Source organism: Peptostreptococcaceae bacterium (genome assembly GCA_016649995.1).
GTDB lineage: Bacteria > Bacillota > Clostridia > Peptostreptococcales > BM714 > BM714.
Map to the genome: position 1 here is coordinate 21,823 of JAENWJ010000014.1, position 12,585 is coordinate 34,407.

Annotated in this window: 12 protein-coding genes and 1 tRNA gene; 3 read left to right on the forward strand and 10 right to left on the reverse strand. The window is 38.8% G+C overall.

Going from position 1 to position 12,585, the window contains the following annotated elements:
* Nucleotides 1–64: 64 nt before the first annotated feature.
* The 7 genes from JJE29_04270 to JJE29_04300 form a co-directional block, all read right to left on the reverse strand.
* Nucleotides 65–715, reverse strand: coding sequence for a VWA domain-containing protein (locus tag JJE29_04270; GenBank protein MBK5251830.1), 651 nt, complete (start codon nt 713–715; stop codon nt 65–67).
* Nucleotides 716–1,098: 383 nt separating this feature from the next.
* Entirely contained in the window at nt 1,099–2,067 is a 969-nt protein-coding gene (locus JJE29_04275; protein MBK5251831.1) for a membrane dipeptidase, read from the reverse strand.
* A gap of 15 nt (nt 2,068–2,082) precedes the next feature.
* Nucleotides 2,083–3,483 (reverse strand): transglutaminase domain-containing protein, encoded by a 1,401-nt coding sequence (locus tag JJE29_04280; protein MBK5251832.1) that lies wholly within the window; start codon nt 3,481–3,483, stop codon nt 2,083–2,085.
* 35 nt (nt 3,484–3,518) lie between these two features.
* The gene (locus tag JJE29_04285) at nt 3,519–4,676 is read right to left on the reverse strand and encodes a DUF819 domain-containing protein (GenBank protein ID MBK5251833.1); all 1,158 of its coding nucleotides are present in this window, start codon (nt 4,674–4,676) and stop codon (nt 3,519–3,521) included.
* Between the two features lie 196 nt (nt 4,677–4,872).
* A complete protein-coding gene (locus JJE29_04290; GenBank protein MBK5251834.1) occupies nt 4,873–5,196 on the reverse strand; it encodes a DUF3870 domain-containing protein in 324 nt (107 codons plus the stop codon).
* Nucleotides 5,197–5,459: 263 nt separating this feature from the next.
* Nucleotides 5,460–5,536, reverse strand: a tRNA-Lys gene (locus JJE29_04295).
* Between the two features lie 421 nt (nt 5,537–5,957).
* On the reverse strand, nt 5,958–6,569 hold the full coding sequence (locus JJE29_04300; GenBank protein MBK5251835.1) for a nitroreductase family protein: 612 nt from the start codon (nt 6,567–6,569) through the stop codon (nt 5,958–5,960).
* Between the two features lie 118 nt (nt 6,570–6,687).
* Between JJE29_04300 and JJE29_04305 the strand changes: the two genes are divergently transcribed.
* Nucleotides 6,688–7,095 carry a DUF4143 domain-containing protein gene (locus JJE29_04305; GenBank protein MBK5251836.1) on the forward strand — a complete coding sequence of 136 codons (408 nt, stop codon included), beginning with the start codon at nt 6,688–6,690 and terminating at the stop codon, nt 7,093–7,095.
* Nucleotides 7,096–7,377: 282 nt separating this feature from the next.
* Here the strand turns inward: JJE29_04305 and JJE29_04310 are convergent, their stop codons facing one another.
* The gene (locus JJE29_04310; protein MBK5251837.1) at nt 7,378–8,580 is read right to left on the reverse strand and encodes an ATP-binding protein; all 1,203 of its coding nucleotides are present in this window, start codon (nt 8,578–8,580) and stop codon (nt 7,378–7,380) included.
* A gap of 262 nt (nt 8,581–8,842) precedes the next feature.
* Here JJE29_04310 and JJE29_04315 point away from each other — a divergent pair, with 262 nt between their 5' ends.
* Nucleotides 8,843–9,433, forward strand: a complete 591-nt coding sequence (locus tag JJE29_04315) for a type IV toxin-antitoxin system AbiEi family antitoxin domain-containing protein (GenBank protein MBK5251838.1) — start codon at nt 8,843–8,845, stop codon at nt 9,431–9,433.
* Nucleotides 9,430–10,263 (forward strand): nucleotidyl transferase AbiEii/AbiGii toxin family protein, encoded by an 834-nt coding sequence (locus JJE29_04320; GenBank protein ID MBK5251839.1) that lies wholly within the window; start codon nt 9,430–9,432, stop codon nt 10,261–10,263. Before JJE29_04315 ends, JJE29_04320 begins: the two co-directional genes overlap by 4 nt.
* Nucleotides 10,264–10,451: 188 nt before the next feature.
* On the opposite strand, the gene JJE29_04325 is transcribed toward JJE29_04320, so the two are convergent.
* A complete protein-coding gene (locus JJE29_04325) occupies nt 10,452–11,264 on the reverse strand; it encodes a ZIP family metal transporter (protein ID MBK5251840.1) in 813 nt (270 codons plus the stop codon).
* A gap of 93 nt (nt 11,265–11,357) precedes the next feature.
* A complete protein-coding gene (locus JJE29_04330; protein ID MBK5251841.1) occupies nt 11,358–12,563 on the reverse strand; it encodes a cation:proton antiporter in 1,206 nt (401 codons plus the stop codon).
* Nucleotides 12,564–12,585 lie beyond the last annotated feature (22 nt).

Here is a 12,585-nt window from a genome sequence, read left to right on the forward strand (position 1 = left end):
AGTCACGCATCCCTTGCAAATACTCATCATTTAACTATCCCTCTTGTTTCAAACGATGCGTACATTATTTTTCGCCCCGCTCGTTATAGTCGTCGTCTATGCGCTTTTTCCATTCTCTTGCCACGGTTCGATTGGAGCGAAGATTCTTAACGGCCTCTCCCACCACATCATAGTTGAGCGATGTCCCTATAGAGTCTGAGTTAAACCTGGCAGCTCTGTCCTCAGTAATTCCGAAGCGCCTTGCCTCGGCTACTGCGTCGATGTTGGCTCCAAGGAATATGAATTCCCAGCCATACTTCATTTTCTGGTTATCCACCATCTTCTTGATTATTTCGTAGGTGAATTCGCGGCTTGAATTTTCCATTCCATCGGTGGTAATAACGAATATTACTTTCTCGGCTCTCTCGTCTTCGGATGTCTGCTTCTGCGCGTTTCCTATCTTGTTGATGGTTTTACCAATTGCATCAAGCAACGCCGTGCTTCCCCTAACGAAATACTCCTTGCTTGTAATGGGTTCTACCCCGCGAAGGTTGATTCTGTCGTGCAGAAGTTCGTAGCCGTCATCAAAGAGCACCGTTGTTACAAAAGCATCTCCCGGCTCTTTCTTCTGCTTTGCCATCATTGAATTGTAGCCCCCGATTGTGTCGCTTTCCAGCCCACTCATTGATCCGCTTCTATCCAAGATGAAAACAAGTTCAGTTAAATCTTTTTTCATGATGTCACCCTCCTTATGTTTTATGGTTTAAGGATAACACCTGCGTAAAATCAATTGGTCGCATGGAAAGCGACAAATAAACTCAAAGGGTCTTTTGTACAAAGTAGAAGAGCGTTTCATTAATTTCAAAGATGTCGAAGTTTCCATCTTCTATGAAGTACTGAATTATAACATCAAACATACTGCTGCTTGAAAGTGCAAAACCGGCCCTAGTAATTATAATTATTTGTCCACACCCCCATTTTAACCATACAAAAATCACATAAATTCCATTGATTTTAGACAACAAAAATAGCGTAAGGAAATTAAATTATAATCACTCCCTTACGCTATTTTATCCATTAAATCTTATCAAACAATTCTACTAGTACTATTAAAACAGACTATCCTAAGTTTTTTTGTAAAAAATGCTCTGCGTTTTTATACATAATTCCTTCCGCCTGTCTTTGGGTTAACCCTTTAGATAAGAAATACTTGTATAACCCAGCAACATCCGTTGGAGTGCTAAGGCACTCGGGTAGCACTGCACCATCAAAATCAGAACCTAAAGCTAAGTTCTTTTCTGCTCCTAATGCAAAGAAATGCTCTACATGACGATATAAATCATCTAAGTTTTTCACCTCACCATCATCCTTAATGAATTTAACAAAGTAATTCAAACCAATAAGGCAATCTCGTCGAACCATCTCTCGAATCATATCATCAGTGAGATTACGCTTATGACTACATACCGTTCTAGCATTAGAATGGGTAGCCATAAATGGTTTTTTTGCAATTTTCAAAAGGTCATTAAAGCCAGAATCATTGAGGTGGGAGATATCCACAATAATTCCCTGTTTTTCGAGTTCAGGTACCATAGCCTTGCCAAAATCAGATAATCCATGATCAGTTGTATGCCCGGAACCCAACTCGTTTTCACCATTCCAGACCAAAGTGAGAGCTCTTACGCCTTCGTCCGCCACCACTTTTGCCCGATTTAAATCACCTGCTAAGGCGGAGCCATTCTCAATGGAAAGAAATGCAGCTGTCTTTCCTGCCGCCCAAGCTATTTTCATATCAGAAGCAGTACGACAAGGCATAACCCGATCATTAAACTGCTTCATCTGACGGTAAAAACTATCACTATTAAACTCAAAATAATCAATGGCATCCTGTCCTCGCACCTCATCTGGAATGAACACTGCGTAAAACTGTGCCCAGTGTACACCTTCTGGTATGGAAGTTAATGACAGCACCCTCTTTGGATCATCCAATGTGTCTGGATTTCCAGTACTTGTATATTTCCAGTCGGTCAGTGTATCACAATGAAGGTCTACCAAAGCATAAGGTTTTATCAATTTATCTGTTTTCATTATATCTCTCCTAACTTAGAGCCTCGATTGTAGCTCCGTAAATCCAACAACTTCTTTAAATCTATCAAACTCAAAGTATCGTAATGCACGGTGAAGAGTTTCAATCTCACCCACCTGATTATCATATGGATCAGCTCTCCAAAATTCCTTTGGCACTGTGAAATCAGCCTGAAACTGGCTATTAGCTACCATTCGGAAGGGATCCAAATTGCCAAAATAGAATTGGCGTCGCTCCTCATTTTGCTCCCGTACTGCACCCGTTCCAAATGACGGATCAGCATACAACCATCCATACGGAGCAATATAGAACATAGTCCAATCATGTGCACCACAAAAATCTGGTCGTGTAATTAAACCACTTTGCCAATGAGCTGGTATACCTGCACAACGACAAAGTGTAATAAACAACAGTGCCATAACTCCACAATCTCCTCGCAGATTGCGAGCACCATTTTCTGGAATACTCTCTAAGCAAAAGTAAGATCGCATAAAACTGTATTTCATATTTAAGGTCACAAAGTCGTAAATTGCTCTAGCTTTTTCCAATGGAGAGTTCAGTCCCTCTGTTAAAGACCGAGTGAGCTCCCGGATATAGGGTGTAAACATAATATGTGGAGGTTGTTCATGGATGTCAAAAGAAGGCTGCTCTTCATTCGGAACAATTGAATTCACATCGATATACCGAGCTGTATAAATATAGGAATACTCCACCATAAACGGATGATTCTCCATCATCCGCTCTTCCCAGTATACTGTGCGTTGCGGGGCATCTTCTGGTGCCACTTGTCCGTCGAATGGGCTCATCTGTTCAATGCGAATTTCACTTTGTTGTGAACAACTACACGGAATCGGCAAATGAATTCTAACTATCTCGCCCAGCTTAAAATACTTGTCCTTAATCTGCACACTGGCGCGAACACAAATCCGATTAGAAACACTTCCTTTTTCTCGCATTCTACTTGCTTCCCGATCCAGCGGATTTTCTTGCGTACCACTACCAACGCTACCGCCGTCACAAACCATGTTTTGTACGCCAGCTCTCGCTGCAAATATTGCATCCGTCTTTATCATACTTTCATAAAAGCGGTCAAAGTAATGTGGAATACCATCAATGTATATCCATTCAATCTCTCCATTTTGTTCTCTCTCATCAAACTCTGCTTCTGTAAATTCCGGAATATGCTCTTGCACTTTGATAACAGCTTTTTCTTTGGTATATGGATAGTTTTCCGACAAGCGAACCATTATTTCTCGTTGGACAACCAAAGAATTCCGCATTGATAGAATTTGATTTCCTGCTTTTAGCTTTCTATCAATCAGCCGGATAGCACCCTTGAAATCTCCATACTCTTTACGACGTAAAATATCATCAGATAAACCCATTTGTAAGTATTTAAAATTATCATTTGGATTCATAGGTTTTTCCTCCCTACTTTAAATAGGCGTTGCAATTAACTAAATAGTTTCATAATATTTGCCACTATCAGCCCCATAACACTCCCGACAGCTGCACCAAACACACCCATCAATACACCAATACCAGCATAAGAACCATCATAAGCGGATGCAATGATAGGAGCTGAAGCAGCGCCACCGATATTTGCCACAGATGCTGTAGATACCATTGTAAAATCCCATTTAAATAGTTTAGCCAACAATGCCATAATTACAACATGAACTATCATTACAAATAAACCAGCCATTAGCCACATAGGCGAATCTAATATTTCGTTCAATCCTGCACGAGAAGCTAACAATGCGATTACTACATATAAATATATATTGGCCGTTTCTTCTATTCCGGCCATTTTCCCAATTGGGGACATAGCAACTATCAGCCCAATTGCAGTAACTATTAACACGGTCATCGTTCCCTTTCCCAGTATACCGAAAGCTAAAATCCCACCCAAATTCTGACTGATTGCAGAAATAATTAGGGACAGTCCTAGCAAAGTAAGTAGAGAAGTAAAATCAAGAATTTTCGTATCTTTATCAATTTCAGCATTGGTTGCAACTGCAATGGCTTCTAACTTAGAAGTATCAGCATTCATTGCCTTGTTCCATTTGGGTGCAAATGGAATAAGAACCAACAATATTGCAATCCATACTGAGTAGAAAATTGTGTCAACGATTAGCGCAGCACCGAAATCAGCTTCAGGCACAGCTAGTGCACCCTGTAAGGCTGCCATATTACCGGATCCACCAATCCAAGAAGCACACAGAGCAGCCAAAGCGCGCCATGACTCTACGCCTAAAGTGTTCTTAAAGAGTATGTATGCTAATATAAAGCCTATGCTAATAGAAACCGCCCCACCCATGAAGATGGCAATCATACGACCACCTAACTTTGCTAATTTACGGAAGTCGCAACGCAATAGCATAATAAAAATCATTGCATATAAAAGATTGTTTTTTGTTGCGGAATAAGCGCTAGCAGTTGCTCCCATATCCCATAACCCGAAAGTACAGAAAGCCATATTGAACAAGTAAACCATAACTATCGGCGGAATAAACTTAAAGATTTTCCAGTTTGTCGCCTTTTTTACAGCAACAAGCATTGAGGCAAAGAATACTAAAAACGCGATGTAAGTAAAGCCATTTGTAATCATTGATTTTTCTCCTTTTTTTATGTTTTTTATAAACGGGTCTCCCTCCCGATTTATAACGAAAATATTTTACTATAATAAAAAACCCAACAAAATCCAAGCATGAAATCACGCTTGATTCTGTTGGGTTTTATCTGCGACGATATGGTTGAAATCATATCAAGCATAGACAAAGCAACAATTATAAGTTTTATTTAGTTTACTTATTTCCAGTCATAACCTGCCACCGTTTTAAAGCATCTCTATAAGATACCATCACTGCTTTACGAGAGGAACCTCCATAACGAAGCTCTAACTCTCTCTCTAGCCAATTCTCAATATTCTGAAAGCATTTACCTATAAACAGTTTGGCTAAATACCTTTCGGTAAGATCAATTGTATGAGTACAACTAAAATCTAACACTTCATATGTAACATCGTCTACCTCAAAAGCCATATAGAAAGAACCATACATCTTAGTAATTGCATTATCTGCATTCGTCCGCGATTCTCCTATTACAAATGCAGAATTTATTTTATTCAGATATAAGCCTCCTTCCTATATAAAGGTATCTCTTAAATTATATGTTAAATATAATTGTGTCTTTTGTCAAGAACTTTTCATAATTGGGGATGCGGACAAAAACTTGGACTACTTGCATTCAATTATCATTATTATGAATATACCATCAAGTATAATCTAAATTAATCGCATTTTCTATCCCAACAATTTCACAAATCTTATTGATTTTAGACAACAAAAAAACCTTGCCGAAAGCAAGGTTTTTAAATGTATGTATAGATTTTTGGTGCCCTATCAGGGATTCGAACCCTGGACACCTCGATTAAGAGTCGAGTGCTCTAGCCAACTGAGCTAATAGGGCATATTTGAACTGCAAGATTTATTATACTCCTGTTGTAATTGATTGTAAAGGTAATGTAGCGTTTCATTTATTCCGCTATTATCACACTGGAATCTTTTCGACGGAAATGAAATTTCTCTAATCATATAGGCTTGTATGGTTGCTATCCACTTTGCGGGTGAAGGGAATTGTAAATAGGCTCCCGTTGGGACGATATCCCTTTCCCTTGGCAAACGAAAGCAGTCGGGACACAGTCTTCCTGTCTGCGAGCCGCATGCGAAACAATAGGCAAGGAAAACCTGCTAAGCCTCGCCGAGCCTGCAATGGGTTCTGAATATTTTGCGTTTTACCTCGAGAAAATCCCCGAGGCGTTCTTTAGGATAGTCCCCATTTAGTTGAATCAGTTCATTGTAAAACCACTCTAAAAGCAACATGATTCTTATCAGTAAAACTCAGCAATCTCATTAATAGTTTTTCTCTTGATGTCTGGAAGTTCATAGCTTTCATCTGTTTTTCCTACAGACAAAATCATGACGGGGGTTTCTCCTTCCGGCCTTTTAAACATGTCCTTTAAAAATGTCATGGGTGCAGGAGTATAGGTCAAGCTATGGTATCCCGAGTCCCTAATGGCATTTATCAAAAGTCCGATAGCCAGCCCCGCGCTTTCATTTACATAATAATTCTTGTCTTTTTGGCCGTTTTCCATAGTCTTATAAAACTCTTTGAATATTAAAATAAGACAAGGCGCTTGACTTAAAAACGGTTTGCTCCAATCAGTTTTCAAGACCTTTAAGTCCTTACGCCATTCATCGCTGATTTTTTCCCTATAGAAAACTTCCTCGACTTTTTCAGCCTCTTCTCTGATTTTCATCTTCATTTCTTCATCTGTAACGACGCAGAAAAACCATGGTTGCTTATTTGCTCCACTGGGTGCGGTGGATGCAATCATAAGCCAATCTTCAATGGTTTCCCTGCCAATTCTCTCCGGCAAGAATTTTCTATAGGTTCTTCTTAACTCACTTTGTTTTCTAAGTACTCTTGATCTTTCAGACATTTTTTACTCCTTTTTAATCTATAATGAAAATAATGTTGTATATTTTAAACATTATATCACTTTTTCTTATTGGAGTATAAAAATGTTTTTATTATAAAAATTCAATTACCACCTCAATATCCTTTATATCGCCTTTTCCCACCACTTCAAACTATATCTTGCACATTATTTTTGCTACTTCTTGCACATTATTGTTGATTCCATTCATTTTGAATCTCTGGTTGTAAGAGATCTAAGGATATACGCCCAGGCACTCGGGGGCAAACTTTTCCATTACAGAGACAGCACCGGTTTGGAAGCAGATGCTATCATCCATCTTGTCGATGGCAGATGGGGGCTGATTGAAGTTAAGCTTGGAACTGATTCAATCGATACCGCCGCCGCAAATTTGATTAAACTTAAGGAAAAAATCGACACCAATAAAATGCATGAACCTTCCTTCTTGATGATTGTAACCGGTACTGAATTTGCCTATAGAAGAAATGATGGCGTATTAGTTGTTCCAATTGGATGCCTGAAAAACTAAGCTTCATCTATACTGCCAAAGCAATAACCTCATCACCATGCTTTCATAGCATTTCCAATCTCTTCTCGCAAGTAAAGATACCCTCTCCTAAATATCAAAGAGGATATCTTTACAATATTATGCGCATTCATATTGGTTTGATTCATTTCAATCGCGAAGCTATTTTCAAAGGAAAACACGGTATTTCATTTTCCCCCATGCATTTCCTTACTGGAGTAAAAATGTTTTTATTAAAAAAATTTGATTAATCGGCTTTCCCCAGTGATTATGCCGTGACAGAAATTATTTGTTTCTCTTTAGTAAAAAATCAAGAATGTTTATATGTTTTATGCCTTCTCTTGAAAAATCATATTTATCCATTGATAAGACATATTTGGGAAAGTTATCGTCCACTAAATCAAAGACTCCAAATTCTCGCTTAATAACCTTATCATCAGTAAGAAGATAAGCCACTTGATAGTAACTTCGATCATCTCCATCCATAACAATAAAATCAATTTCACCTTTTACCGTCTTTCCAACATATACCTCATATCCTCTATAAATCAATTCATTGTATATTACATTTTCTATCAGTGCTCCAATTTCAGTTTTGAAACCGGTATTATTGATTTTAGAAAGACCTAAATCTGTTAAATAATACTTATCCGATCTAGTTAAGATTTTCTTTCCTCTAATGTCATATCTAACCGCTTTATTAATGATTAAAGATGCTGTTATATAGTTAATATATCCATAAATAGTTTCTGTTGATACCTTTCTATTAACACTTTCAAAAAACTTGAAAATAGATTTTGCAGAAAAGATTTGTGATGTATTCAGCACCATGTATTCAACAATTCTATTTAATACATCTACATCTTTAATTTTACTCCTTTGAACAATATCTTTAAGGACAATGGAATTATACAAATCACGAAGGTACACTTTTGTTTCAGTCACCGATTGCATTAAAAATCGCTGTGGCATCCCACCATAATTCAAATAGTCCATGAAGTCCTCATCTTGGATATTTTCTTTGTCCAGCCCCTTTATTTCACACATTTCCAAAAATGAAAAAGGCATCATCTTAAAACTCACATACCTTCCCGATAAATGAGTTGCTAGTTCCCCGGATAACAGCTTACTGTTGGATCCGGTCAAAAACACGCTGCAATTTATTGTAGACCTAAAAGAATTAATGGCTTTTTCAAAATTAGCAACATTTTGAACCTCATCAAACATCAAGTAATATTTCTTGTCATCAACAACCTTTTCCATAATGTATTGGTGCAAATCCATCTCGTTTGCAATAAATGAGTAACTTAAATCCTCAAAATTCACATAGATAATATGTGATTCATTGACATCTTTATCCATTAACTCAGCTTCAATTTGTTTTAATAATACCGATTTTCCTGAGCGACGAATTCCTATTAATACCTTTATTAAATCCGATTCATAAAATGGTCTAATTCTCCTCAAATACTCTTCTCTTAAAATCATGTTTTCCACCTCTTTGTTCCATCATAACAAAACAAAGTACAAATTTCAATTTATATTTCGTTTCAACAAAATATAAGAGTCAACGATATAACCCCTTCCCAATGCTTTAACTCAAATCAAATGTGACTTACGCGCTTATAAATCGTCATTATATTAGCGCGTTTGTAACAATTATATGGTATAATGCGAATGCGGGATACAATCGCGCTAATATTTTATGTGATTGTCAGCTGGAATGTCACATTTGAGGTGGTGAAGTTTGATGGATAGAAAGAAAATATTAGAAGTTATGAGTAATTCCAATGGGATTATTAGCACTAAAGAAGCCACGAATTATGGTATTTCACGGATGGCTCTCCACCGATTGAAGGAACAAGGGGCTATTCGATCGGTCTCTAGAGGAGTGTACTGCTTGAATGATGAAATGCCGGACACAATGTTAATCATTCAAATCAGATGCAAGAGAGGAACTTTTTCTCACGAAACAGCTCTCTATTTTCACGATCTTACTGATCGAACACCGAGTCAGCATGTGATGACAGTTCCTGCAAATTACAATACAACTAGCCTGAAAGATTTACCGGTAAAATTTAGATATGTGAAACCGACTCTTATTGATATCGGCAGAAAAAAGATGAAAACAACACAAGGAAATGAACTCTATGTGTATGATATCGAGAGAACAATTTGTGACATTATTAGAAACAAGGCAAGCATGGATGTCAACATCGTAAATAGTGCTTTGAGGCAGTACGCAAACAGTAAAAAATCGAAATTTTCACTTCTTATGATCTATGCAAAAAAGCTTCAAATGGAAAAGAAAGTGCACGCGACAATGGAGGTGCTGTTTTGAATTCGAGAGCATTGAAAGATAAGATTAGGAATTTAGCTAGAGCTAATAACATAGATCCACAATCCTTGATGCAGAACTTCTTTTTAGAACGAATTCTTGCAAGGATTGCCCAAAGTGCTTACAGAAACAACATCATCTTAAAGGGTGGTTTGCTGATTGCATCTCTCATTGGATCTTCAAAACGAAGCACGATGGACTTAGATGCGACACTCAAGAACTACCCTGCCGACGAGGACAAGATTGTAGGCTTGATTAAAGAAATTATTGATATTGATGTCAATGATGGCATAACATTTGATTATGTTGGCATCATTTCAATCAGAGAAGAAGATGAGTATAATGGATTTCGAATTAAACTTAATGCAAAATTCGAAAGAATAGTCCAGCATTTAAAAATCGACTTTTCTACCGGCGATATAATTACACCCGAAGACATTCACTACACATATAAATCCATGTTCTGTGATGAAATCATAAATATTCAAGCCTACAACATTGAGACAATTATTGCTGAGAAATACGAAACCGTTATCAGAAGAGGTGAAGCCAATACCAGGATGAAAGACTTTTATGATTTATATGTGTTGAAAGCACTGAAATCTGATGAAATCGATTTTAAAATATTAAGAAGCGCAGTGGAAAATACTGTTCTAAAAAGGAATTCAGAAGACTTGATATCGTTTACAGGTGAAATTTTTCAAGGCCTTGAAAAATCTGATGAACTTATGCGATTATGGAATGCATATCGTGAAACATATTCTTATGCTAATCATATCGAGTATGCAGAGACTGTAGAAGCCATTAAATGGATTTATGAAAAAACCAGTTAATTATTTGAATTTCTTATCCATCCGTAACCCCTAGGCATCTTAAGGCCCAGCCTATGAACCATCTGCCTTTTGGGGCTTATCCTTGCAGATACTTTTTTCTTTAGGCGCGGCTTCCTTATTCCTATTTTCATTTATCCATCTCCTTGGTTTAAAGCAGCAACCCCGTCCCCATTTCGTTGAATCTATATTTACCCAAGCGCTACATCCAGAACCATCATGACGGCGAAACCAAGCATTACGCCTATGCTGGCGATATCTGTGCTTCTCTCCATCTGTGCCTCGGGAATGAGTTCCTCTACTACTACATAGATCATTGCTCCGGCGGCGAAGGAAAGGGCATATGGAAGTATTGGCCGCATGGCGATTACTGCCAAAGCACCTAAAACGCCGGATATGGGCTCAACCACTCCGGAAGCCTGGCCGTACATAAAAGCCTTATTCCTTGAAAGGCCTTCCCTCCTAAGGGGTATGGATACTGCGGCTCCCTCGGGGAAGTTCTGTATTCCTATTCCTATTCCAAGTGCAATGGCACCGGCCAAGGTAGCCGAGGGAAATCCCGCTGCTATTGCTCCGAACGCAACACCAACAGCCAGCCCCTCCGGGACATTGTGCAGGGTTATTGCAAGCACAAGAAGAACGCTCCTGTGCCAGCTTGTCTTTACGCCCTCGGCCTCTTCTGTAGGCAGGCCTATGTGAAGGTGAGGTAGAATGTTGTCGATTAAAAGAAGAAAGCCCCCTCCTGCGAGAAAGCCAACTGCCGCAGGTATCCACGGGGCTATTTGTCCGTCCGCCTCAACCATTTCGATGGCAGGTGCAAGGAGAGACCAATAGCTTGCTGCTATCATTACTCCTGCAGCAAATCCCAGCATTCCATTTAATACAACTCTATTAATTTCTTTGAAGAAAAAGACCATGGCAGATCCAAGCGCAGTCATGAGCCATGTGAACATTGTTGCGGCCAAAGCCTGCCAAACCGGGTCTAGTGTGTAGAACCACTGCATCATAGTGTCAGCTCCTTTGTTGTCATATATTTTTATATAACCCTTTTGCCGCACAGCAAAACACCAAAAACTTTCCAATTAAGCAGTTTATTGTTACGATTTTTTATCGTACTCTACATACTCTTCTTTTTCCTTGAAGGCAAGTTTTAACAGCGACGGGGTTATGAGTGTCGTTATAAGCACCATAAGAACAACAGCAGTCAGTTGCTCGTTGCCTATGACTCCAAGCCCTACTCCAAGGCTTGCAATTATTATGGCAACCTCCGCCCTCGGAATCATACCTATTCCAATCTGAAGAGATTGCTTCCACTTAAAGCCCGATATTTTCGCGCCAAGCCCGCACCCTATTATCTTTCCTATTATTGCAAAGAATATGAATGACAGTTCAGGCAGGCCCCCAAAGGATATTTTTGTAAGGTTTATGCCCATTCCAATTGAAACAAAGAATATGGGCGTGAATACCACGCTTCCTATTCTATTGATGTTATGTGTTATGGTGTGCCTGCCATTTGCCATGCTTAGTATTACTCCTGCAAAATAGGCGCCCGTTACGGCAGCAACACCCATCTTTTCGGAAAGGAATGCCATTGCAAGTGTAAATATGAGCGCATAGGATATCAACATTCTATCTATGTTGAAGATTCCCATGAGTCTCAAGAAAGAAACATTTCCCTTTGAATAGTCCTTTACAGCAATCCCTACTATTGCAACTATTATAAAGAATACTACGAGCTTCACTATGACAGATGTCATGCCCGTGCCACTTTCGGGAACAAGAACACTTATTGCAACTGAAAGCAGTATTATACCAACAACATCGTCAATTATTGCCGCCCCCAGGATTCCCATCCCCTGTCTGCTTTTAAGTTTATTGAGTTCCCTCAGTGTCTGAACCGATATGCTAACACTGGTAGCCATTGAAGCCACTCCCATAAATATTGAAAGCGTGAGGTCCCCGCTAAAGAAATAGAAACCCCCGCATACAAGTGCAAACGGTATTGAAACCCCACCAAGTGCAATGAGCGACGAGGAGCCCTTCGACCTGTTTAGTTCATTCACATCTGTTTCAATCCCAGCTATGAACATCAACATTATTACTCCTATTTGGGAGAAATAATATATGATTTCCGTTTTTTCCATGAAGTATGTACCGAGCAAAACCCCTGCAATTATTTGTCCGAGAACCTGGGGCTGCTTGAATTTTTTGCTGATGAGTCCGCCTATGTTGCCCGCAAGAAGAACAAGCGCCAGCTGAAGCAAAAAATCGTATCCTTCTTCCACAAAAATCCCTTCTTTCATAAGAAACCTTTATTTTCTAAAT

Bases quoted from the DNA above. Each gene is read 5' to 3' on its own strand.
- JJE29_04285 (MBK5251833.1), bottom strand. From the start codon at position 4,676: ATGATTACAAATGGCTTTACTTACATCGCGTTTTTAGTATTCTTTGCC.
- JJE29_04275 (MBK5251831.1), bottom strand. From the start codon at position 2,067: ATGAAAACAGATAAATTGATAAAACCTTATGCTTTGGTAGACCTTCAT.
- JJE29_04270 (MBK5251830.1), bottom strand. From the start codon at position 715: ATGAAAAAAGATTTAACTGAACTTGTTTTCATCTTGGATAGAAGCGGA.
- JJE29_04330 (MBK5251841.1), bottom strand. From the start codon at position 12,563: ATGAAAGAAGGGATTTTTGTGGAAGAAGGATACGATTTTTTGCTTCAG.
- JJE29_04310 (MBK5251837.1), bottom strand. From the start codon at position 8,580: ATGATTTTAAGAGAAGAGTATTTGAGGAGAATTAGACCATTTTATGAA.
- JJE29_04300 (MBK5251835.1), bottom strand. From the start codon at position 6,569: ATGTCTGAAAGATCAAGAGTACTTAGAAAACAAAGTGAGTTAAGAAGA.
- JJE29_04315 (MBK5251838.1), top strand. From the start codon at position 8,843: ATGGATAGAAAGAAAATATTAGAAGTTATGAGTAATTCCAATGGGATT.
- JJE29_04325 (MBK5251840.1), bottom strand. From the start codon at position 11,264: ATGCAGTGGTTCTACACACTAGACCCGGTTTGGCAGGCTTTGGCCGCA.
- JJE29_04280 (MBK5251832.1), bottom strand. From the start codon at position 3,483: ATGAATCCAAATGATAATTTTAAATACTTACAAATGGGTTTATCTGAT.